The 22,871-nt window shown below is 39.9% G+C and carries 25 protein-coding genes and 4 pseudogenes; 13 read left to right on the plus strand and 16 right to left on the minus strand.

What is annotated here, in order from left to right; all coding sequences use genetic code 11:
• Positions 1–3 precede the first annotated feature (3 nt).
• From NSQ85_RS09510 to NSQ85_RS09560, 11 genes and pseudogenes are all read right to left on the minus strand, one after another.
• Positions 4–2,031: an ATP-binding protein gene (locus tag NSQ85_RS09510; RefSeq protein WP_179974398.1), complete on the minus strand. Its 2,028-nt coding sequence runs from the start codon at positions 2,029–2,031 to the stop codon at positions 4–6.
• A 12-nt stretch (positions 2,032–2,043) separates the two neighbouring features.
• Positions 2,044–2,466, minus strand: a complete 423-nt coding sequence (locus tag NSQ85_RS09515; RefSeq protein ID WP_179974399.1) for a conjugal transfer protein — start codon at positions 2,464–2,466, stop codon at positions 2,044–2,046.
• 1 nt (position 2,467) lies between these two features.
• Positions 2,468–2,692: a hypothetical protein gene (locus NSQ85_RS09520; protein WP_003104677.1), complete on the minus strand. Its 225-nt coding sequence runs from the start codon at positions 2,690–2,692 to the stop codon at positions 2,468–2,470.
• A gap of 5 nt (positions 2,693–2,697) precedes the next feature.
• A complete protein-coding gene (locus NSQ85_RS09525; protein WP_179974400.1) occupies positions 2,698–3,678 on the minus strand; it encodes a conjugal transfer protein in 981 nt (326 codons plus the stop codon).
• A gap of 12 nt (positions 3,679–3,690) precedes the next feature.
• Complete coding sequence (locus NSQ85_RS09530; protein WP_179974401.1) at positions 3,691–4,242, minus strand: conjugal transfer protein; 552 nt, start codon at positions 4,240–4,242, stop codon at positions 3,691–3,693.
• 20 nt (positions 4,243–4,262) lie between these two features.
• On the minus strand, positions 4,263–4,493 hold the full coding sequence (locus NSQ85_RS09535) for a hypothetical protein (RefSeq protein ID WP_017649868.1): 231 nt from the start codon (positions 4,491–4,493) through the stop codon (positions 4,263–4,265).
• The gene (locus NSQ85_RS09540) at positions 4,477–5,736 is read right to left on the minus strand and encodes a replication initiation factor domain-containing protein (protein ID WP_179974402.1); all 1,260 of its coding nucleotides are present in this window, start codon (positions 5,734–5,736) and stop codon (positions 4,477–4,479) included. The genes NSQ85_RS09535 and NSQ85_RS09540 overlap by 17 nt, the downstream gene beginning before the upstream one ends.
• A 208-nt stretch (positions 5,737–5,944) precedes the next feature.
• Positions 5,945–7,638: pseudogene (locus tag NSQ85_RS09545) on the minus strand (FtsK/SpoIIIE domain-containing protein).
• Positions 7,639–7,653: 15 nt separating this feature from the next.
• Positions 7,654–8,109 (minus strand): conjugal transfer protein, encoded by a 456-nt coding sequence (locus tag NSQ85_RS09550; protein ID WP_179974404.1) that lies wholly within the window; start codon positions 8,107–8,109, stop codon positions 7,654–7,656.
• 18 nt (positions 8,110–8,127) lie between these two features.
• Positions 8,128–8,424 (minus strand): cytoplasmic protein, encoded by a 297-nt coding sequence (locus NSQ85_RS09555; RefSeq protein ID WP_179974405.1) that lies wholly within the window; start codon positions 8,422–8,424, stop codon positions 8,128–8,130.
• Positions 8,425–8,460: 36 nt separating this feature from the next.
• The gene (locus NSQ85_RS09560) at positions 8,461–8,709 is read right to left on the minus strand and encodes a hypothetical protein (RefSeq protein ID WP_179973157.1); all 249 of its coding nucleotides are present in this window, start codon (positions 8,707–8,709) and stop codon (positions 8,461–8,463) included.
• 610 nt (positions 8,710–9,319) lie between these two features.
• On the opposite strand from NSQ85_RS09560, the gene NSQ85_RS09565 reads away from it, so the two are divergent.
• Genes NSQ85_RS09565 through NSQ85_RS09575 form a run of 3 tightly spaced genes read left to right on the plus strand, consistent with a single transcriptional unit; the run spans position 9,320 to position 11,015 of the window.
• Positions 9,320–9,661, plus strand: a complete 342-nt coding sequence (locus NSQ85_RS09565) for a helix-turn-helix domain-containing protein (protein ID WP_179974521.1) — start codon at positions 9,320–9,322, stop codon at positions 9,659–9,661.
• On the plus strand, positions 9,658–9,837 hold the full coding sequence (locus tag NSQ85_RS09570; protein ID WP_179974406.1) for a helix-turn-helix domain-containing protein: 180 nt from the start codon (positions 9,658–9,660) through the stop codon (positions 9,835–9,837). The genes NSQ85_RS09565 and NSQ85_RS09570 overlap by 4 nt, the downstream gene beginning before the upstream one ends.
• Positions 9,838–9,842: 5 nt before the next feature.
• Entirely contained in the window at positions 9,843–11,015 is a 1,173-nt protein-coding gene (locus NSQ85_RS09575; protein WP_179974407.1) for an AbiH family protein, read from the plus strand.
• A 2-nt stretch (positions 11,016–11,017) separates the two neighbouring features.
• On the opposite strand, the gene NSQ85_RS09580 is transcribed toward NSQ85_RS09575, so the two are convergent.
• Complete coding sequence (locus tag NSQ85_RS09580) at positions 11,018–11,332, minus strand: hypothetical protein (RefSeq protein ID WP_232087362.1); 315 nt, start codon at positions 11,330–11,332, stop codon at positions 11,018–11,020.
• Between the two features lie 266 nt (positions 11,333–11,598).
• Here NSQ85_RS09580 and NSQ85_RS09585 point away from each other — a divergent pair, with 266 nt between their 5' ends.
• From NSQ85_RS09585 to NSQ85_RS09615, 7 genes and pseudogenes are all read left to right on the plus strand, one after another.
• Positions 11,599–11,919 carry an ImmA/IrrE family metallo-endopeptidase gene (locus NSQ85_RS09585; RefSeq protein ID WP_232087363.1) on the plus strand — a complete coding sequence of 107 codons (321 nt, stop codon included), beginning with the start codon at positions 11,599–11,601 and terminating at the stop codon, positions 11,917–11,919.
• Between the two features lie 37 nt (positions 11,920–11,956).
• Positions 11,957–12,001, plus strand: a pseudogene (locus NSQ85_RS09590) (hypothetical protein); the annotation flags it as partial.
• Between the two features lie 15 nt (positions 12,002–12,016).
• Positions 12,017–12,448 (plus strand): hypothetical protein, encoded by a 432-nt coding sequence (locus tag NSQ85_RS09595; RefSeq protein ID WP_232087364.1) that lies wholly within the window; start codon positions 12,017–12,019, stop codon positions 12,446–12,448.
• 2 nt (positions 12,449–12,450) lie between these two features.
• Entirely contained in the window at positions 12,451–13,128 is a 678-nt protein-coding gene (locus NSQ85_RS09600; RefSeq protein WP_179974408.1) for an XRE family transcriptional regulator, read from the plus strand.
• Positions 13,129–13,130: 2 nt separating this feature from the next.
• Positions 13,131–14,546 (plus strand): Y-family DNA polymerase, encoded by a 1,416-nt coding sequence (locus NSQ85_RS09605; protein WP_179974409.1) that lies wholly within the window; start codon positions 13,131–13,133, stop codon positions 14,544–14,546.
• A complete protein-coding gene (locus tag NSQ85_RS09610; RefSeq protein WP_100273720.1) occupies positions 14,546–14,911 on the plus strand; it encodes a hypothetical protein in 366 nt (121 codons plus the stop codon). Before NSQ85_RS09605 ends, NSQ85_RS09610 begins: the two co-directional genes overlap by 1 nt.
• The gene (locus tag NSQ85_RS09615) at positions 14,904–15,203 is read left to right on the plus strand and encodes a DUF5960 family protein (RefSeq protein WP_100273739.1); all 300 of its coding nucleotides are present in this window, start codon (positions 14,904–14,906) and stop codon (positions 15,201–15,203) included. Before NSQ85_RS09610 ends, NSQ85_RS09615 begins: the two co-directional genes overlap by 8 nt.
• Before the next feature lie 395 nt (positions 15,204–15,598).
• Here NSQ85_RS09615 and lysS read toward each other — a convergent pair whose 3' ends face one another.
• The gene (lysS, locus tag NSQ85_RS09620; RefSeq protein WP_179974410.1) at positions 15,599–17,089 is read right to left on the minus strand and encodes a lysine--tRNA ligase; all 1,491 of its coding nucleotides are present in this window, start codon (positions 17,087–17,089) and stop codon (positions 15,599–15,601) included.
• Between the two features lie 128 nt (positions 17,090–17,217).
• Here lysS and NSQ85_RS09625 point away from each other — a divergent pair.
• The 3 genes and pseudogenes from NSQ85_RS09625 to NSQ85_RS09635 all read left to right on the plus strand — a co-directional run bounded on the left by NSQ85_RS09625 (position 17,218) and on the right by NSQ85_RS09635 (position 20,216).
• Positions 17,218–18,500: pseudogene (locus NSQ85_RS09625) on the plus strand (LysM peptidoglycan-binding domain-containing protein).
• A 13-nt stretch (positions 18,501–18,513) separates the two neighbouring features.
• Positions 18,514–18,931: pseudogene (locus NSQ85_RS09630) on the plus strand (hypothetical protein).
• Between the two features lie 382 nt (positions 18,932–19,313).
• A complete protein-coding gene (locus tag NSQ85_RS09635; RefSeq protein ID WP_179974411.1) occupies positions 19,314–20,216 on the plus strand; it encodes an HAD family hydrolase in 903 nt (300 codons plus the stop codon).
• Positions 20,217–20,639: 423 nt separating this feature from the next.
• Here NSQ85_RS09635 and NSQ85_RS09640 read toward each other — a convergent pair whose 3' ends face one another.
• The 3 genes from NSQ85_RS09640 to NSQ85_RS09650 form a co-directional block, all read right to left on the minus strand.
• Entirely contained in the window at positions 20,640–21,278 is a 639-nt protein-coding gene (locus NSQ85_RS09640) for a histidine phosphatase family protein (protein ID WP_100273417.1), read from the minus strand.
• A 2-nt stretch (positions 21,279–21,280) separates the two neighbouring features.
• On the minus strand, positions 21,281–21,754 hold the full coding sequence (locus NSQ85_RS09645; RefSeq protein WP_100273416.1) for an aminoacyl-tRNA deacylase: 474 nt from the start codon (positions 21,752–21,754) through the stop codon (positions 21,281–21,283).
• A 113-nt stretch (positions 21,755–21,867) separates the two neighbouring features.
• On the minus strand, positions 21,868–22,815 hold the full coding sequence (locus NSQ85_RS09650) for a glycoside hydrolase family 25 protein (protein WP_179974412.1): 948 nt from the start codon (positions 22,813–22,815) through the stop codon (positions 21,868–21,870).
• Positions 22,816–22,871 lie beyond the last annotated feature (56 nt).

Genomic DNA, 22,871 nt, shown 5'->3' on the forward strand with positions numbered 1-22,871 from the left:
TTTCTAACTAGCATATTTATTTTCAAGGCTAGATGATACCGTTGCTTTCATTGGTTTTAGAAGCATGTCGATGTCTTCAAAGATGTTGTGAATGGAAATCATGTTTAGATTGCCATAGACGTCATAGTAGAGGCATTGCCCTGAAATCATGTTGTCAATCCATTCCAGGTTGCTTTCTGTTGGTTCCAGATTGACGTGCTTGAGAATATCTTCTCGTTCTGATTTTTCGTAGAAGGCAAAGATAGTTCCAAAGCCAGTGGTGTCATCATCATTTTCAGCATCGTGGACAGATTGTGTAATGAGTGCCAGAGTGTTATTTTTCGAGCGGCCAATACGGCGCATATTCTTGATAACGGCTTGACCTTCGGCAGACTTCATAAGAATCCAAGCTTCGTCAAAGAACTCAATGGTATCTTCACTTTCATCACGTTCTCCAAAGTGGGTACAGAAAGCACCAAGGGCAAACATAAGAGCGATAGAGTTTCGTTCGTGGTCTGAAATCTTCGTTGCGTCTGTCTTAGGCAATTTCAGGTTCGTAACTTCAAGTACAGTGGCTTGTGACTCATAATTGAGCCCTTGCGTTGTTCCATCAGAGAAGGCAAGTTCCAAGATGGAATTGGTCACAATAGAAGTGAGGTAGCGACCAACTGATGCGATTTGGTCATTATCACTGTCTTTGAGTGCTTCCAGAACGTGCTTAAAGCCAACGGTTTGACCTGTTTGTCTCTTGTCGACTATGTCGTTGATGGTTTCGGTAATGGCTGTCTTCTGATCCATGGTGACGTTGTCAACCGCTTGGAGCAAGAATTCCAGCATATTTTTAGCGACTTCAACGGCTTGTTCTTTATCCAGAACGACAATCGGGTCAAGCACTCCATGGTTAGAGGTGAGTGAGCTATCAAGAGTGACAAAGTTAAAGGCTTCAATTTGTTTCTTGCGTTCAGGATAGAGGCGGGCAAACTCAGGACTATTGATGATTTCTTGGTAGTGATAGCGGAGTTCTCGTTTGGGGTCAATGTAGAGTGTCTTCACGTTTTGAAGGGCAACAGATAAGAAGATAATCTGTGCTAGGAAGGATTTCCCTTGACCTGTAGCGCCCGTAATGATGATGTGTGGGTTCTTGGTAATTTTGCCTGCAATGTCTTCTTTATTACCGACAGTCGCATTAAAGAGGACAATGTTTTTGGAGGCGTTGATGGCTTTTTCGATATTGTCCCAGCGACCTGTCCAGTTATCGACTCGTCCGATATACCAGCCAATACGGTTACCAGCGGATGTGTTGGTAAAAGGCATGAGCTCCGCAAATCCACGACTGGTGACCATGTGTGTCCAGGTTCGAGTTTTCTTCTGCAAGTCTTGACCGTAGAGTAAAGCTTGGAAGAGATAAGGAGTGTCATGGCTAGCCTCACTGATTTCAACGCCCATGTCATCAAAGTAGTTGAGGACGACTTGACGGCAACTTCTCAGCTGACTAAGGGAAGAACCAGAGACAATGAGATAAGCACCATATTCAATAATTTCTTCTTTATTCCCTACTTTCTTCATCAGGTCTTTCAGAGAGAAAGAACCCATGATAATTTCGTCTTGTTGGACGGTATCGGTATTCTCAGTTTCTTCCATGATGTTTTTGTAGCGAGTGTTAGAACGTCCCATGTCATGCTTTCTCAAACGGACACCGACTAGCCAGTCAAACTGATAAGGGATTTCCATTTCATCTGTCAGCTTATCCACAGTGTAGAGTAGCAGGTTTTTACCGAGTGCTTGATTGTTTGGTGAGAGAGCATCCATAAAGTCACGCATCTTTTCTTCTAGGAGGTAATCCTTGGGAATGAGAGAAATGTCAAAGTACTGGTTTTTAGCCAACTTTTTGAGCATTTGGCTGACTGTGATTTTGTGCTTTCCTTTTTTCTCATTATCAGTAATGGTGATAGGCGTATTAGGAATACGGTAGTAAGCCATGACTTGCTTGTCTTTGCGAAAAGCTAAGTTTTCATGCGTGGCTTTAATGGGGTATTGTAGTTTTAGTGCCATAGTGCCTCCTTTCTAAAGGTGTGTTTGTTCAAAGACAATGTCTTCATCGTCATAAGGTTCCACTCGTTCATTGTGGTAGATGGCTTTCTTGTTCCAACGAAATTCATAGAGGTAACGGAAGTAATCAGCCAGAAAGATGTGCATTTTCTTACCGTGTGGTTCATACTCTGTGTAGAATTTGGCGAGTTTGTAAGGAACGTAAGCATAGAGCAACATGGAGATAGAGTGGGTGATTTGGGCTAATGGGACAAGGATGAAAGAAAGTCCCAGAAGCATGATGACAAAGACGAGAATGAAAACAACAAAAAAGGACAGCTGCATCGGTGTTGCGAAGTACCAGATACGTGCCCCTTTTTGTGTCTTGATTTCTTGAATCCAGTAAGGAGCATTTAGCCCCCTAGCGTAGTCATAGAGTGGTTCTTTCTCATTGTTCATATCAGAGCCCCGTTTCAATACCGATGAGGCGTAGGAACCAACCAATGACAGAGAGAATCTGTTGTCCTTTGGTCATGGACACGATAATCCCCCAAAATCCGATAACGGAAAAAAGTTGGAGCCAGGAGCTATTTTTCCAAGCCTTGATGGCTAGCAGGATTGCCACAGCAGTGATAATCCAAGCACCATCACCTTGGAGGAATTGTTGTAGTGAGCTTGTGTTCATAGATGTTATTCTCCTTCATGTTTTGCATAATCTTTTGGAATGGTATGAGCTACCTTAGTGACGTAGTAGGAATTCCCTTTAGGTGTAAGGGTCAGAGTGAAATTCTCTGAACGAGTGTTAGCGGTAACTTCAAAGGTGACTTGAACGTAGGCGGTAATGGCATCACCATCTTCTACCAGGTAGACATAATCAAGTGACTTGAAAGTTGTGTTTTCAAGGACAGCTAAATCTTTACCAACCAAATCCAGGTTGTCTTGGTCTGTGGTATAGTTGGTAAAGAAGACATTGAGGAACTTTTTGACTTTCTTGTGTGTCTTGTCAGGGAGATTGTCAGAAGCTGTTAGATTAAGCGCTGATTCCTTGTCAAAGCCTTTGGCTTGGCTGTCACTGAGGCTAGAATACCAGGGAAGTCCAGAAACGTAGTAGGAGCTATTTTTAGAAGCGTAGGGGATATTAAACCCTGTGGTAATTTCTTCCTCCCTATCACCGACTTTTTGTTTGTAGGTCACTTGATAAGTGGCGGTATTATCCGTCAGCAATAATAACCTAGCTAAGACCAAAGACATCGGTGTTCGCTTTTGACCCTGTGACTTAATCTCAGGTTTAACGTCATAGAAGCTATTGAGCTTTTCGATTTGCGCTTCTTGTTCTTCGGCTTTATCAGAGAAAGAGAAGTAGGCAGCGACAAAGTCGTTGAGGTAGTAGGTCAAGCGGTAGTCGGTGTCAGTTGATGTAGTCACCACTTGGGACGATTGAGCTTTTTTGACCTCCTTTTCAAGTGAGGTGACTTTACTTGATAGTGTGATGGCACGCAGGGAACCAGTGGCTCCGATAAAAACTAAACATCCTAATCCCGTAAGGACTATGATATTCACGTTTTTCCGTGTTGTCTTGATGAGTTTTGGTGAGCCACGCTTCTTATCTTGTTTCTTGAAACGAGACAAGTAATGAGTGACTTGTTGGATGACTGTTTTCAGTTTGTTCATAATCCCTCCTTATCAGGCGCTAGCCAGTTCAATCAATTTATTACCTTTGGCATAGAGCTGTTTGTGGAGTTTATTGATTTCTCCGTTGACATAGTAGTAGCCACGAAGTTCCAGGCGGATTTTTTCGAGAAGGTCAGCAGGTAGCTTTTCGGGTTCTTCATTTTTAAGCAGGTGATTCAGTTCACCAGCTTTTGTCCAGGCTTCCTTGTCTTTATGGGCTTTCATGAGTTCGCCTAGTTCAAGGGAAGCAGCTTTGATTTTCTTTTCAATGAGTGATTGTTTTGCCATGATTATTTCCTCCATGAATTGTTCTTGTTGGTCTAAGATGACTTGTCGAAAGAGAGTGACCAGTTTGGTGTCCATGTTTCGGTTAAAGTCTAGGACTTGACCATCAGTGGTAAAGTAAGCGTGTTGGTATTTAGCGGGAGAGTCGAGGTCAACGGTCTCACGAGCAAAGGCATCAAAGAAGAAGTCTTTTTCCTTCATGAGTACGATATAGAGATTCCAGAACTCATTAATATCAGGAAAGCAGGTGATGCCTTCGTAGATTTTTTTGACAAGCATGACTCAGAGATACCTCCTTATCATTCTTCGATTAGGTCATGATAGCCTAGGGCTTGATAAATGTAGTCATCATCAAACCAGAGCCAGTCATTGATTTGTCCCTCAGTTGGTGTACTTCCTGAGAAGACATCTTCACAGAGGCTGGTGAGTTGGTCAATTCCGCCACGTTCACGGACGGTGTCTAGGGTTTCTCTAGCACCAGACCAAGCTTTGAAATTGTCGATGCTAGATAGTTCAACTTTGTATTCCATGATTTTCCTCCTTTTTCTTTAGGTTATAGGATGCTTGCAAGTCTTGAAGAATGCTTTCGGCTCTATCTGTGATTTCACCATTTTCCTGAATCATCTTGATAAAGTCAGTCTCCATGATTTTGTCAGCTTCTTCCACCAGTTTGAGCGAATTGGCGACTTGGTACATGAGCCATTTGATTGTTCTGTCGATAGAGTATGGTTCTGGTTTCATCCTGAGTTTCAAGGGTTCTGTACCACCAAACATGCGTTGCCAATTCTGGTCAGGAACAAAAGCACCAAATTTATTGGTGCCATCGTAAACCTGCATTTCATGATTGATGACGCCACGGGCGATTTCTGCCAGGTCAATACCGCTAATATATTCTTCAATGGCAAGTTGGGCTTTTTCCTGAGCGAAGCGCAATTCATAACGGTTCCAGATACCAAAAATCTCCAAGGATTCTTCTACGGAGATTTGTTCACTTTTGGCGAGCTCATAGCGCTTTTCATAGAAGTTGAAGTAGAGGTTACTTTGGCGACTTCCAAAATAAAGGGAAATACCCTGACTGCCTTCTACCTCATCCATGTTTCTGAGGTTACCACCGCCAATGTGACTCCACGTTCTGATATTCTTAAAGCTAACCTCGTCCTTATAGACTTTCGCAATCATGTCTGAAAGAAGAAATTGCTCATCTTCTCTATCGTGACCGAGATAGCGTTCATCCATGGCAATGTCTAGCCGAGTTACCCGACTACCTGTGAGGTCAAAGAGCAGGTCTTGGAGAAATTCTTGCCAGCTCAGGTCAACACTTTCCAGAATCAGTTCCATTTCACGGCAACCTTGACCAGACAGTTGCAAGGTCACTTGGTAATTTCCTGTTTCGATTTTGTCAAAAAAATCAAATAACCAAATGTTTCCTCGCTTCCAGAGCCTTGTGTAATTCAGAAGCCTGGTTTCAAATTCTTTAAACTCAGTGAAGGAACAGTGAAGATAGGTCTGACAGAAGTGGGACAGGTCACGGATAGACATGAAGGTCATGCGGAGGTAGTCGATATGAACATCAATTAAGTCATCGGCATTCTCTTGATGATAGCCAAGCTCTGCTTTGAACTGACCGAATTTTTCTAGGCTCAAACCTCGTGAGCCATCTTCATAGCTGCGGTAGGTACGAGTTGAAATCCCAACAGACTCCGCAAATTGTTTCTGCGTCATGCCTGTTTGTTTTCGGAATTTCTTGAGATTGAGTGGGCTAAGTTTATCCATTCATAGGGTAGAACTCCTTTCTAGTGAGTGACACAGTTTTTTAGCGAAAGTGACACACTAAGTAAGTCTTTGAAAAACTTGGTACTATTGGTGTGTTGGGGGTCGGACGTTGTCATTTTGACAAATGTTACCCCCCTATTAGAAATCGGGGGTTGAATCACAATCATGGGCAGTAGGAACTGCGAGCTACGGTCTGCGCCTGACGCTGTCAGGCTTGCCCTTGCTCTTGTCCTAGCCCATGATTTGCGAGACAGCTTTCAACCGCCTTTGGATAAGACTTCCGTCCTTCCTCCTCAAAGAGGGCCAAGGTTTCAAGAAGTAGCTGTTCTTGAAAAGATGTCACCACAAGTGAGTTATCCTCTTTGTCAAAAGGAACTCCTCGCTCATCCATGAGATAGATAACTTTGCGGAGTGTCTTGACAGTCAGGTCATGTTCCTTGGCAAAATCTGTCAGAAGACGTTTTTCTTCCAAGACTTCCATAACGTCATCCTCCATTGGTTCGTAATCCTTCTCAATAGGTTCCATATCTTCCATGATGTTCTCATGAGTGATTAGTTGCTCATCTTCTAGGACAGGCAATTTCATAAATTCCTCCTCGAAAGAGAAGCCTTTGTTAAAAGGAACGTAAGGTGAGAAGAACTCACCAGCCAGCTCACCGTTATTGGCAATATAACCACGCCCGTGAACCTTTTTACCATTGATTTTGTCCAGCTTTTTGAACTCTTTATTGCGGTTAGCATCGCCAAACATCATGTTATAACCCGTGTCTTCCAAGTGTCCGACAGAGAGTCGTTTCATGAAGTTATCCCGAAGAGCGGTCTTGATATACTCGCCATCGGGACGTTGCATGGCTTGGATGACGAAAACTCCAGCTTGGCGTCCTTCTAGGACTATCTGGGTCAGGTATTCCGTAGCTTCTGCCTGCAGGCGATAGTCATTTTCAATCTTAGCGATGAAAGCTGCCCACTCATCAATGACGATGAATTTGGGCTTTAATCCATACTGGGCAAAGTTTTTTCCTATCTTGTAGTCAGGGTGATTTTGCATGGTCTCGTAGCGATTTTCCATTTTGGTGACGTTATCCTTGAGGCAAGTGATGATATCGTCTTTGGATATGAAGACATGTCTCTTGAAGACAGGAACATTTTTAAGACCTGATAAGTCTGCGTTCTTCGGATCGCACAGGTCTATAAAACCAATCTTTGCCAAAGCCAACACAATGGTCATAAGGACAACCGTTTTACCGCCACCAGTTCCCCCACCAATCAGTAAGTGTGGCTCAGCAACATAATCCCAAAAGACATCTTCCATGAGGCGGATGCCCTGGTCAGTCAGGGTAACTTCTGAAACGTTAATACGGGAAGCAATACGATTGATGGCAATTTCATACTGGACAAAACGCTCATCAAAAGTTTTGTTTCTAAAGTCGCCATTATACATGACTTCAAGGGTAGCCCCAAGATTGATAAAACGGTCTTGGAATTTATTTCCTTCTAGGATAAAGGAAGCAAGCAGCTGATACTTACCACGTTTGACATAAACTTTTGGGAGAGAAATCTTCTCAATCGTTTTGCCATCACGTTTAACTGTCTTTGAGAGATAATACCTATTTTCAAGGAGAAAGTTAGTCATAATCCTCAGCGAATTAAGGCGCTGAAAGAAGAGGACTTTCTGGTAGAGAATGAGATTGACAATCGGAATTATCACGATAGGTGGCAGAGTAGTTAGTAGGATTTTAGGCAGGTAAAATAAAGGGTCAGCGATAATCAAGTCATAGATGGGATAGTAGTAAAAGGCATTACCAATCAAAAAGGGCGATAACATGAGGAGACTTGTTATCACCCTGATATGACGGTAGAATATTTATGGACACGAAGTCCCCGATAGGTAAAGAGGTGCATGATTACCTCCTAGCATCATTTTTTATTTTCTGCTTTTGGTTCAGATTTTGGAGTAGTTTGTGTCCCTTTTTTCTTGATAGCAGAAGCGTAGAGACGGTAGTTGTCGTTTCGACCGATAGCAGAGTAGGTCACAACAATATCAGTGAGTTCCACTTCCTCACGATAATTGAGCCCAAGGTCATTGAGCTGTTGTTCAGACATATCCACGATAGTGAAGAAGAGTGTTTCGTGTTGGTTAGCTGAGTGAATCCCAACGGTGATACCACGAATTTCACCAGTCGGAACTTGGACGTAGGTGCCGTCTTCATTACGCTGGTTACGGTCTGCTTCATAGATGAGTTCAGCTCCTTCGAAGGAGCGGAAGGTCAGTTTCCCAAAGACCTCATCGAGTTTTAGAGCATCAGTGATGACACGGTAGCTTTTATCAACAATTTGGAGTTTTTCTCCGAAGTTCAATCCAGTTTTAGCCATAATTTTTGAGTTCCTTTCTTATTTGACGATTTCGAGTTTTTCCGCAAAGACATTGAGAGTAGGCGCAACGTTTGAGCCGTTGACCGCACGGTCTGGGAAGAAAATAGGGTTGACCACTTTGACAAGCGTATCCTCATCAAAGACGGTGTTAGTTGCAGGAGTGATGACATGGAAAGAACCATGTTCTTGATTGTTCAGGACATGACGTTGGTATTTGCCTTCTTTACCAAAGACGGTACGTGGGGCATGACCAAGTTTTTCATAATAAGCAGTTCCAATAAATTCAGGTATCATAGCAAGTGTTTCAGGTATCATAAGTATTCTCCGTTTCTATATTTGAGTAATAAAAAATCAGCACATAACAGGGCTGACTTGAGCAAAGTAAAAGCGATTGATTTTGTTTTTGTAGATTTGACTATAATAAGTCAATTCAGCAAGCGGATAGCCAGTTGCCTTGAATTTCTTGACGAGCGTATCAATTTCTTCTTTGGCAGAGCTAAAGAGACTTGCCTGTAAGTCTAGGCTGTTAGCGTATATCTTATGCGTAAAGAGATAATTTTGATAGTGACGCTCTAAACATTGTTCAAAATATGAGGTCATAAATGCCTCCTTTCTTCATTGTAAAAACAAAAGCTACTAGAATAAGCCAGTAGCTTGAGATAGACTACTCCCGTAAAATAAAGAGAAGTAGTCCGTTTGAAAAAGAGTTATTTGGTTGAAAGACCTATCTAGGAACTAGACAAACCTTTCACGGTGGCAACGTTTAGCAAGGTGCTTTGCGTCAATTACCATCGCTTTCCCAGCCAATCATCCAGGTAGTCATTGTCATGCCTGTCACGATTCTCTTACGCCCTTTGGCGAAGCCAGTTCACTTTACTATTCGGAAAAGTGCGAAAGTCCGAAATGCGTGTGAGCCCACAATTTTTTTAGAATTGTTTTACTATCTCAACTTCAACCACAAACGGACTTGACTTTCTTTTTCAAACAAGATACAATAAAGGTACGAAGTTTAGTGTAGTTTGATGGTCAGTCCTCTGGTTGTCAGACGCACTTTTTATTTAATTTGCAATGAACATTAGTGATTCCAAAAGAAGAACTAAATTTTTTTGAAATCAGATACATCAACCTTGATGTACTTGTAGTTTACATCATATGTGATGTAATGTCAAGAGTTTTTTGTAAAAAACTTAAATATTTTGAGGAACAGAAAATGACATTACCATATCGCTTAAAAGAATTACGTCAACAAAAGAATTTAACTCAAGCCAAAGTGGCAGATTCTCTAGGCATTACTCAACAGAGTTATGCTCGTTGGGAAAATGGAAAAGTTACCCCAACACCAGAAAAACTATCAAAAATTGCTAAATTTTACGGAGTAACTACGGATTATCTATTAGAAGGACAAAAAGACGACATTGATTTATCAAATGTCGAAGTATTGTTCCGTATGGCTTCCGATGGATTAACAGAGGAAGAAAAGGTAATCTTTCGTGATGAGCTGATTGAATTCATGAAAGAGCGTAAAAAACTTTTTGATGAGGATAAAAAATGAGACTTAAAGAACTTAGACAACAGCGTGGAATGGTTCGTGCGGAACTGGCAAAAGAAATCGGAACTACTGTCCGCAGTATCAGCCGTTGGGAAAATGGTGAAACCGATATGTTATTGGGCACAGCTATTCAGTTGGCTAAGTTTTTTGAAGTAAGTTTGGATGAGTTTGTGGGGTAAAAATAGTGGAAAAATTGAGTGGTGACAAAGAAAACAAAATTGTAGTTTTAGTTGGAAATGGGTTTGATATTCAAATACTAAAACATTTTAAATCAACCATAGACACCTCATATCCTTCTTTTTATAATTTTTTAAACTGGAAGTATGCAGCTAAAGTCCAGAATAATGTTATTATCCAAAAAATGAAAGGCGATAAAGAACTTGGAAAAGAGAGCTGGTCAGATTTTGAAAATACAATTAAGGAAATAATAAAAAGAGAATATGAAACCAAGGAAGAGATTTTTGATAATGAGCAGTATATCAGTGCTTTGTCGGAACTTCAAAATTGTTTTACAGATTTTCTGAATACAATTGTTACTTCTGAATTATTATCAAAAGTCGATAAGTTAGGAAAAATATTCAAAGCACCCGAATTTGGAGGAAGAGAGAGTTTACCACTAAATACGATGCAGTCATTTATTGGTGATTTAACTAAAAAGGAAAGGGAAAAACTGCAATTTAAGTTAAAAATTTCTCATCACAATATTATTGATTTTACGTTTATTAACTTTAATTATACTCCTTTATTTGATAACTATATCACTCTTGATAAAAAAAATTTTGATCCACACGGTTATAAAAATTCCCCTAATAATTTCCACCCACAGCTTGCTTTTGATGGTACAAAACAAGAAATATATACACAATTAGTTACTCGAATTTTCCACCCACACGGTTACCAACATACTCCGCGTTCAATGTTATTTGGGTTCGATAATCCTGGGCAGATTATTAGCAATTATAAGGGCGATTTATATACCAACAAGGAAGTTCAAGACTATGTCAAATATTTTTTAAAACCTTACTGGGCAGAAAATGACAGAAACTATAAAAAATATTTAGATGAGGCGGAATTATTTATTGTTTTTGGACACTCAATTGGCGATAGTGACAGATATTGGTGGCAATCTATTGCTCAAAACTTGATACAAGGAAATTCAGAGTTGATTATTTATAACTATTCACGAAATGACACCAAAGAAGAAAAAACTAGGATTGCAACGGGATTTTTAAATTCTGCAGGTGTCATAGACTATAATGAACGCTACAAAGCGTTAGATAAGATATTTGTAGTAAACTTCAACGAGGAAAAGAGGAGATACGCCTTTAATGTAGATAGTAAGAACACTGTAGAATAAGCTCAGAGAACTTTCTCTGAGCCTTTTTCTATTCTTCTTCCGTTACCATTAAACTTTTTAAGTTCTTCTTTATATGCCTCACTACCTTTCTTGAAGTACTGGCGTTCGGAACCAGTGATATTTGCAGTGATAACATCATCTTTGTATTCAAATTTGACCGTTGGATTGACGAATCCTGAGATTTCAAAAGTTTGTGTATCAGTATCAATGGTCATGCTGCTGGTTGAACCTTCGGCATCAACCGTTCCTTTGTCACCTTTAATGATGATGACCAGGTCAGTTCCGTAATCTCCGATTTCATAGTATTCTCCGTCCATATTAGGTTTACTTGAGCAAGCGACCAGGACGATAGTAGTAAAAACAAGGGTAATAAGGCTAAGTAATCTTTTTATAAAGGTTTCCTCCTAGATTGATTTTATTTTACAGTAATCGTGTTACAAACGTGTTAATGATAGGGTTTCAATCTGGTTGCAAGACAAATGTGTTATTTGTTAAACTAATTTTCAGTGGACAATCGTCTGCTTTTTTTATATAATTCTAGTCAACCGAATAGTTGACCGATAAATTTGTGAGGAAGTGTTCTGTGAAAAACGTTTATACAAAAGTAATCCAAATTGCAAGAGAACAACTATATCAATTTATGAAGGATAATCAGGTGTCACCCTTGAATTATCACTTTCATTACTATTTTGATGATTGCATCCAGAAATTCGGTATAAAGGTAATGGAGCATCACTTTACCAATCGGAAGATTGAAGGACTTACTATGATTGATGAGGATGGTATTTCAATCTCATATGAAAGTCAGAACCCGCAAGTAAAGCAGAACTTCAGCAAGTGTCATGAACTAGGTCACTATATCTTGGGACATTCAGGTAAGCAGTTTACAAAAAGATACTATTGAAGAAAGCCAAGCCAATATTTTCTCTGCTTATATTCTCATGCCCGATATTGTCCTACTGTCAAAAATTTATTATCGCTTGGATAGTTTCAAGCGAGTAATGACAGAGCTATCCGTATCAGCGGATGCCTTGAAATTTCGATTACAAGATTTATTTCGCTATCGTTTGAAACTAGACAATCAAGAGATTAGCTCAGCTATTTATCAATATCAAACGGGTCAAAGCAAGTCTGTTCTCAGTCTTTTTGAGGAACTCCATACTGAGATTGAAGACGAGTACCGAGCGGTGGAAGAGGATGTTCTTGCTAAAGTTCTGAATCGCCTGAGAGAGTGTTATTTTGTGGCAAGTACAGAGTTTCCCGAGTTGCTAGAAAATAGCTTTCGCAAGGAATTAGAGCAAGAAGATGATATTGATACTTGGTTAGAATATGATTTTGGACAATCAGTAGGTTACGCCTGGCGTACAGATATGTTGACCGCAAAGCAAGCTAAATCAAGAGCAAAAACAATACTCCTATTAGAAAAGAGGTAGTTATGTATCAACCTGACAAATTAAAACAAAAACGACAAGAACTAGGCTTAGAGCAACAAGAATTGGCTGAGCTCATCGGTGTTTCAAAGCAGGCTTACTTCAAGTGGGAAAAAGGCTTGTCAAAGCCTACTAAAGCCAATATTGCTAAGTTGGAAAAAGTCTTAAAGGTTCCAGAAGGCTATTTGAGTGAAGATGAAATTTCATCCCTCTATAAGCAGCTGACAGAACCAAACCAAGAGAAGGCCATTACCTATGTTCGTGACCTGGTATCGTCACAGAAGGTTATCAGCATTGCAGAGAAGCGTTCAGAGTATCGTGTTTACGAGAAACTTTCTGCAGGTGTTGGTGCTTCTGTTTATGGTGACCTGGACTATGACGTGGTTTATTACAATGAAGAGTTGCCACATGATTTTGCCTCTTGGGTTGATGGAAATTCAATGGAACCCACTTATCAAAACGGAGAAGTAGCTCTTATCAGAGAAACAGACTTCGATTATGATGGGGCAGTTTATGCTGTTGTTTGGGATTCACAGACCTACATCAAGAAAGTCTATCGAGAAGAAGAAGGGCTCCGCTTAGTGTCAATCAATAAGGATTACCCTGATAAGTTTGCGCCATTTGATGAGAATCCACGAGTGATAGGAAAGATTGTCGGTCACTTCATGCCTTTGGAGGACTAACTATGGGCTACTTTGATTATTCACGAGAACCTAAAAGTGATATAGCTTTTGTGGATATGAAATCCTTCTATGCTAGTGTTGAATGTGTAGAGCGTGGACTGCATCCGTTGAAAACCTCTCTTTGCGTCATGAGCAGAGCGGATAATTCAAACGGCTTAATTCTTGCCTCGTCACCTATGTTCAAAAAGGTCTTTGGTAAGCAGAATGTTGGAAGGGTTTATGACTTACCCTTTGACATTCATACCAGAAAGTTTTCTTACTATAATGCCAAACGTCAAGGGATTAAAATGACACCTGAATATGTCAAATTCATTGAAGAATGGGCAAAGGTGACCTTTATTGTCCCACCAAGAATGAGCTTATATATTGAAAAGAACCTAAAAATCCAACGTATTCTACAAAATTATGGCAGTCCAGAAGATATTCTTCCTTATTCCATTGATGAGGGATTTATTGACCTGACAGGCTCTCTAAACTACTTTATTCCTGATAAAAACTTGTCCAGAAAAGAAAAGCTGGATGTGATTTCAAGTAAGATTCAACATGATATTTTCAGGCAAACAGGAGTTTATTCAACGGTAGGTATGTCCAACAGTAACCCACTTTTGGCTAAGCTGGCGTTGGATAATGAAGCCAAGAAGACTAAAACCATGCGTGCCAATTGGTCTTATGAAGACGTAGAAACCAAGGTCTGGGGTATTCAGGAAATGACAGACTTTTGGGGAATTGGCAGTCGTATGAAAAAACGTCTCAATGCTCTGGGGATTATGTCTATCAAAGAACTAGCCAATAGTAACCCTAATGTCCTCAAGGCTCATTTAGGAGTCAATGGTGTTGACCTGTTCTTTCATGCCAATGGTATTGACGAAAGTAACGTCCATAAACCTTATAAACCAAAATCTAATGGTATAGGCAATTCTCAGGTATTACCAAGGGACTATTTTAGACAAAAGGAGATTGAGATAGTCCTTTCGGAAATGGCAGAGCAGGTAGCCGTCCGTCTCAGAAAAGTAGGCAAGAAGACGACTTGTGTCTCTATTGGCGTAGGTTATTCTCGGAGTGAAGGCAAGAAGAGTATTCATGCTCAGATGAAGGTTGAACCAACCAATCAAACGGTAACCTTGAAGAACCATGTGCTAGCCCTCTTTCATAAGAAGTATAGTTCAGGGGCAGTTAGAAGTATTAGCGTCTATTATTCTCAGTTAGTAGACGAATCATTCGGGCTATTATCCCTTTTTGATGATGTGGAACAAATCGAAAAAGAAGAAAGGCTCCAATCAGCCATTGATACCATCAGACAACAATTTGGATTTACCTCGGTTTTGAAAGCAAATGCCTTATCAGAAGGTTCACGGGTTATTGCCAGAAGCAAGCTAGTCGGTGGACATTCAGCAGGTGGATTGGAAGGACTAAGCTAATGATAGATAGAAGCTATTTGCCTTTTCAATCTGCTAGAGACCATCAAGACCGTGGTATGATGAAATGGATGGGCTTTTTCCTATCTGAACACACCACATCATTAGATGAGGAAAAGCATAAGGTAATCTTTTCAGAAGAACTTAACTTACTGGATAAGCTGACCCTTATCTCACAACTCTATGCAGGACAACTTAAAGGGCAATTCATCGTCAAAGCAGACAAGCAAAAAGTCACCTATCAAGGACAGGTGACAGAACTATCAAAAGATGAGATTGTGGTCAAATCAAGGGATAAATATCATCTTATCGAGGTCAAACATATTTTAGCCATTCACCTAGTGGAAGGAGGAGTAGATGATGAATAGGAAAGAACTTTACAAAGATAAGTTACAGATAGACTATTTTTCAGAGAGTTATATCAAGTTTGAAGAAGATTTTTACCGTTACTCAGCTGATGGAACACCCTTGACTTTTATCATTGATGATATCCTGCTTTCCATGGCACTCTCTCATAAAAATTACTTCAAACTCAACAAAGAAAAGTCGGTTGATGGACGAGACCATTATTTCCAATTTCAAGTTACCTTGGAAGCTGATAATAAGAATGTCAGGACGTTTCAATATGTCGGTCAACGTACAACTCAAAAAGTTGGTTAAGATGAATTTAAGGTCCCATTTATATACTATAAACAATCCTAAATTTTTTCTTTTTCATAATTTCCTTGAGGCAGTTAATGTTTAACATGGCTGCTTCTTTTTGTTGAACAGATAGTTTCCGTAAAAATGGACTATTTCAAAAAAGTCTCTTTCAATGGACTTTGATATTTATTTCCAGAAAATATATCTTTTTCGGAAATACATAAATGACAGTAGAAATTCTGCTGTCATTTTTTGCTGCACAGAAACTAAAAATGCTTCCCTTGGAATAATCCAAGAGAAGCTGTAAGTCGTTATAAGTTTTTACAACTACTTGTATAAGTTGTGGTAAATTTTTGGTAAGTTGTACCAATTACTCTCTAGAAACGTTGATATGACAACGTTTCTGAGACGTCTTATTTCATCGTTGGGAACAACAAGATATCACGAATTGTTGTTGTATCAGTAAGAAGCATGCAGAGGCGGTCGATACCGATTCCGAGTCCACCTGTTGGTGGCATACCGTATTCGAGAGCTTCGATGTAGTCGTAGTCGATACCTGTTGCTTCGTCATCACCGAGTTCTTTAGCAGCAGCTTGTGATTCGAAACGTGACAATTGATCGATTGGGTCGTTCAATTCGGTGAAGGCGTTTCCGTACTCTTTAGTCATGATGAAGAGTTCGAAACGATCAGTGAAGCGTGGGTCTTCTGGGTTTTTCTTAGCTAGTGGTGATACAGCAACTGGGTGACCGTAAACGAATGTTGGTTGAATCAAAGTTTCTTCAACGAATTCTTCGAAGAAGGCGTTGATGATGTGACCAACCTCAGTGTAGTGTTCTTCAACTGGAACATTCTTTTCAGCAGCGATAGCTTTAGCTTCTTCTAAAGTCATATCTTGCCAGAAGTCAACACCGGTGATTTCCTTGATAGCGTCAACCATGTGGATGCGTTTGAATGGTTCGTTAATCTTGATTTCAGTTCCTTGATAGTTGATAGGTCCGTCACCTTTAACGGCTTTAGTAGTATGTTGTATGATACCTTCAGTCAAGTTCATGATATCATGGAAGTCAGCATAAGCTTGGTAAACTTCGATAGTTGTGAATTCAGGGTTGTGAGTGGCATCCATGCCTTCGTTACGGAAGATACGTCCGATTTCGTAGACACGTTCCATACCACCAACGATGAGGCGTTTGAGGTGAAGCTCAGTTGCAATACGAAGTACCATATCCATATTCTGAGCGTTGTGGTGAGTGATGAAAGGTTTAGCAGCAGCACCACCAGCTTCGTTGTGAAGAACAGGAGTTTCTACTTCAAGGAAGCCTTGAGAATCGAGATAGCGACGGATTTCAGAGATGATTTTTGAACGTGTGACAAAGCGGTCAAAGCTTTCACGATTAGAAATCAAATCAAGGTAACGTTTACGGTAAATCGTTTCAATGTCTGAAAGTCCGTGGAATTTCTCAGGCAATGGACGAAGGGCTTTAGACAAGTGCGTGATATGAGTAGCCTTGATAGAGAGTTCTCCCATATCTGTACGCATGACTTCACCTTCGACACCGAGGAAGTCACCAAGGTCAGCTTTCTTGAAGATTTTGTAGTTTTCTTCACCGACAGCATCTTTACGCACATAGATTTGGATTTGACCATCGCGATCTTGGATGTGAGCAAAGCCAACTTTACCTTTACCACGCTTAGTCATCAAACGGCCTGCGATAGTAGCAGTTTCATTGATTTCGTGCAATTCTTCCTTTGTTTTATCAGCGTATTTTTCTTTTAATTGACCAGATGTAGCTGTGCGTTCAAATCGCTTACCAAAAGGATCGATTCCTTGTTCAGCCAAGGCCGCCATTTTTTCACGACGGACAATCTGTTGATCGTTTAATTCTTCCATGTGTTGATTTGACATGTTAGTCCTCCATAAAATAGTCGTTAATATTGTATCATAAATCATCCTCTAAAGATAGGACAAATGACTAAATGTCAGATAAATAAAGGGGCTAGTTAAGATTAGTGTGAAATTAAGGAGAATACACAATGAAAAAGAAAAATTATGTTGGTAAAGCCATGATGCTTGGCGCTTTACTAGCGCCTATTGGGCTATCTACGATATTTGTGTTAGCAGATAGCTTTTATCAAAATCAAACAAGTGCCTACGCTGCAGATATTACAAACTAGATTGCCAGCACACCGCAACAAATTACAAATAATTTGATAACTCAGAACATCAATCCACAACAGTTAGATGGTCAACAATATGTGATTCAATGGGGAGATACCATGTGGGAGATCTCTCAAGCGACGGAAATCTCTATTGAAAAATTAGCCTACGATAACAATATTCAGAATATTAATCTTATCTTTTCTGGTGATTTCCTTATTCTAAAACGTGATGGTGATGTACCAGCAGGTTATCATGTGACAGGTAATGGTCACCGTTGTGCACATTCTAAGATTGTTATCAGCAACTATTATGGCGATAATAACCGAGTGATTATCAATAATACTACTTTTGTATCTGATAACCACTCTAAAAATACAATGATTTACGCTCCAGATAATTCTGATAACAGCATTTCATAATCTCTAATACCAATAACAACAATAATATAGATAAAGATAAAGATTCTAAAGAAAGTAAGGAGTCATCTTCTTCATCATCAGAATCTAAAGACGCTTCATCAAGTTCAACAAGTTCTTCTACATCTTCTACATCAAGCTCAACAGCAAGCAGCAGTGAAAGTAAAGCAAGTACAGATACTTCTAAAGAAAAAGAATTGACTGAGGATGCTTTCCAAGACAAGGTTCAGGAAGAAGTTTCAAATATTTATCAACAAAAACGCTCAGGTAGACCTGAATGGAAATTCTTCTCACATGTAGATGATAAGAATGGTCTGAATGCTGACGCTAAGAAGGACAATGAAAGAACAGCGCTTTACCATCAAGGTGAAACTGCTAAAGATGAACATATTGCTAATGGTCCTAAAGATGGTGCCAGAACTGAAGCCAATGCCAGAGCACTCGCTAAAAAGATTTACGACACCCTTAACAATGGGGGTAAAATGTCAGGGCTTGTCAAGGCAAAATATGCCCAAATTAAGGTAACTTACAAGGGTGATAAGTGTGCCTTCAACGTTGATGTCTATAAAGAAAAAGAAAGTTCATCATCAAGCACTAAAACATCATCTGAATTAAAAGCTTCATCAAGTGATGATTCTCAAACAGAAACACGCATGAGTTCAAGTTCATCATCAAGTTCTTCAAGTCATACTGAAACAGACTCAGAGGCAAATTCCTCTGATCTAACTGGTGACGAATAGAGAGAGGCCAATCATGTCAAAGAGAAATATCATTATTAGTGTTGTACTTGCTTGCCTTTTGGTTACGGGAACTGGTTTCAGTGTCTTCATTACTGGGGGTCACATCATTTGGATAGTGTTGTACCTGGTAAGGTTTACCAATATTCAAGTTCTTTAAATGGTGAGGGCAACAATCGTGTCATGCGTGTGCCTTCCAAAAGGGTGGTAACAAGGCACTAGTGAGTCAGGACTGTACGACAGTGGTTAATGCCGCTAAGAGCCAGACTGATTTTGACAAAGCTTATAGTGACCAAATAGCTAAATGGGAATATAATGTGACAAAAACAACTTTGACTCTCGGTAAAAAAGAGGATGATCAATTGTCACAATGGCAGTACAATAAGGTCTTTACTTATGGCGACCATTTCACATCAAAAGATTTCTATTACTAGGTTGACAAAGGTGGTCAGGATGAAGTGAAACAGAAAATGACTTTTAAAGAAATTAAATAATCATCTGATGATAAAAAAATCCCTAAGGTTTGGAATGTCATGTTTCAAACCTTTTTTCTATCTGAAATACTGGAAATCATGAATAATATTTTCCCAATTTTGGTCAAAAATTGAAATAAGAGGGCAAAAACGGTATAATAAAAATGTTTGGGCATTTCATGCTGATCAAAAAACAGATATGCATGACTGCTTATAGACAGTTGACTTAAAGCAACTTTTGCAAGACTTAGGCTTAGGGGATGACTGCTTCATCAGTTTAGTTATCGGACATTCTAGTTTGCTAAGTCTCTGGCAAGAGAGCGATATAAGAAAGAACGGACAGATGATTACTTCTATTGTTTTTGACGTTGACGATACTATTTACGACCAACAGGCACCTTATCGTATTGCCATGGAAAAATGTTTCCCTGACTTTGATATGAGTAACATGAATCAAGCCTACATTCGTTTCCGCCACTATTCTGACATCGGTTTTCCACGTGTAATGACCGGTGAGTGGACAACCGAATATTTCCGTTTTTGGCGCTGTAAAGAGACACTTTTGGAGTTTGGTTACCATGAAATCGATGAAGAAATGGGGAACCATTTCCAAGAGGTTTACGAGCATGAGTTGGAAAACATTACTATGCTTGATGAAATGCGCATGACCCTTGATTTCCTCAAAGAAAAAAATGTTCGTATGGGGATTATTACTAATGGACCAACAGAGCATCAGCTTAAGAAAGTCAAGAAGTTAGGATTATACGATTACGTGGATCCCAAACGTGTCATCGTCAGTCAGGCGACAGGATTCCAAAAGCCTGAAAAGGAAATTTTCAATCTTGCTGCTGAACAATTTGATATGAATCCATCGACGACTCTCTACGTCGGAGATTCATACGACAATGACGTTATGGGTGCCTTTAACAGTGGCTGGCATTCTATGTGGTTTAACCACCGTGGACGTAGTCTTAAACCAGGTACGAAACCAGTCTTTGACTTGGAAATAGATAGTTTCGAGCAACTCTTTGGAGCTGTGAAAGTCCTTTTCGACCTTCCAAATAACAAATTTATCTTTGATATTAACGATAAAGAAAATCCAGTTCTTCAACTGGGTATTAACAATGGTCTTATGATGGCAGCTGAACGTCTTCTTGAGAGCAATATGAGTATTGATAAGGTGGTTATTCTCCTTCGTTTGGATGCTAACCAGGAAAAAATTCTTCGTATGAAGTATGGAAAATAAAAAAACGGCCTAACGAGGCCGTTTTATTGTCTAGAATGTGATAAAGGGGGAAGTGAAATGGTGGGAACAGATAACTTAAAATATGATATTGAAGCACTAAGTACTGAGCGTGATGCTTTTAGAAAATAGGTAGAAGAGCTCAACGATAAATGTGGTGATCTCTTTGTGGGTGTTAGAGATGCGGAGCAGATGAAGTGTGTTGCCTGAGATTCCTATTATGCCTTGGCGGACCATCTTAATGCTGAAGAAAAGCAAAGAGGGTTTTCTGATAACTATTGGGAACATGTTCATAGAATTGTCAAAGATGAACCGAGTCGGAAACAATTGCCAAGTAGCCCTAAAAAGTAATAGTTTTATGGGTTTTTTCATGCAAAATAAGCGATCCTGTTAAGGACCGCTTATTTCACGATATAAGATGATGACTTAGCTAATTTTGTTGACTTGAGTCCTATAGGATGTGTCATTCCAAGATTTGAGAGTGAAGTGCTCACAATCATCTGTCTCGAGAATTGTGACAGATGCATTGTCAAGACCACCGGTTTTACGAAGAAGACCAGGTTCAAAGCCAAGTAGACTACGAATAGAAGCTGTTAGATTAGCTCCATGTCCGACGAGGAGGACGTTCTTCATACTACTATCTTTCAGTGTTCGGACTAAGTCAGCTACACGTTTGGTTGTGTGATAGACGGACTCCGCTTGAAAGTTGTTGGCACGGAAGTTGGCCAGGTTATGACGAAAGGCATCCATTTCTTTGGGATAGATCGCTTGAATGATAGAAAGTTTTTGTCCCTCTAGTTTCCCCAATTGCCACTCACGCAGATCCTTGGTATAGGTAATGTTAGCTTTAGTTTTTTGAGACTCCATGATGAGTTCAGTCGTTTTTTTAGCGCGTGGTAAGTCACTTGATAAGACCAAGTCGAAATGAGTATCACTGAGGTAATGGCCAAGCTCACTGACTTGCTCAATAGATTCTTTAAGAAGGGGGGAGTCTCCCTTGGAACCTTGGAGGCGTCCTTCCAAATTCCATTGAGTTTTACCGTGGCGTACAAAATATAGTCTCATGATTACTCCTTAATATCAGCAAACTCGGCATTAACGAAATCAGCAAGTTCTTGACTGTTGATGCGGATAGAACGCCCAATCTCTCCAGCTGAGACAATAAGAAAACCTGCTTCCTGGGCAGACTGATCGATATAAATGGGAAAATTGTGTTTTTGACGAATTCCCACAGGATTGTTGGCCCCGTGTACATAGCCAGTTGTTTTTTGGAGATCCTTTTGTGGAATCATTTGAACTTTCTTGTTGCCTGAAATTTTAGCTAATTTCTTTTCGGATAGATGCTCAGTGATAGGGATAATACCAATGACTGGTCCTGTCTTATCCCCTTTAAGGGCAAGGGTTTTATAGATGCTCTCACGCGCCACATTCTCTGGAAGCTCTCCTTCTAAACCGTTGAAGGATAAGCTATCATGGTCTATTTTAGCCTTATCAAGAATTTGGTCGACCAAAGTTTTCTTGACTTTGCTTTTTTTAGCCATTACTTATCTCCTTTTCAAAGTTGTACATTTCTACTTTCCATTATAACACATTTGTCCAAACACGCCTAAGTCAATTTGGGCAAGAAGAAAACCAGTGTCTGAAACACTGGTTTTTACTCACTAGTATACGACTTTGAGGAACGAGATGAGCTGGTTACAGTTGCTGAGCTAGTTGAACTTGTCGAAGTAGTTTTCTTATTTTTAGTTGATTTCTTCTTAATCTTTCCAAAGAGTTTTTCAAAGGTTTTACGCTTGTTTTTCTCAGGGTTGATTTGATTAAGATCTAGGGTATTGTCGAAACCAGGAAGCCTTCCTTGTGACGTATACTGGTGAAGATCATAGTCGATTTCAGTATTTGGCAAAGCCTCATAATAGCCCGAGTCGGTACCATAGGCTGGAATCCAAACGGCATCGAAGTTTTTGGTTGAAACTTCTTGCTCAAGCATGAAATAGGCACCAATATAGAGGCCAATTTTCTCAGCTCCTAGACGTTTGAGTTCAGCACGAAAGGCTTGGACACCTTCCTCCATGTTAGACATAGTCTCCTCTTCAACGTCAATCCAGTAATAGGTAGGTTTGTATGGAGAAGCATTATTGTAGAAAATACGAGCTTCTTCCTTCATCTCTTTGACAGAAGTACCTTGGGCGTAGGAATAGACGGCAACGGGAACGTCACGTTTTTTGAGTTCTTTGATATGTGTTTTAAAAGATTTGTCAACTCCATTTGAGCTGGCGGCATTACTATCCTTACTAATCTGTGAACCACCAAAGACGCGGATGATAGCACCAGAAATATAATTTGACAAGACATCGTAGTCTATATCTTGAGGAAGTTGCCAACCCGAAAGGTCGATAATGGGATTGAGTATCAGCTCCTCATCGGAACTGTCAGATGTACTACTGGTTGTTGTTTTTGGTGTAGTAGTAGAAGGAATAGCTGATTTCACTTTCTCGAGATGCGCCTGCTGTTTAGACGTATTGTGAGTGTTTGCAATCACTAATGCTAATCCTAAAAGAGCTAGAAACACGTAAACAACGATCGGTTTAATTCTTCTTCTCATCGCTTCCCATTCTACATTAAATAGCGTAAAAATGCAAAACACTAAATAGCGTAAAA

The sequence above is a fragment of the Streptococcus sp. FSL L8-0526 genome, assembly GCF_038007145.1.
GTDB classification, from domain to species: Bacteria; Bacillota; Bacilli; order Lactobacillales; family Streptococcaceae; genus Streptococcus; species Streptococcus thermophilus.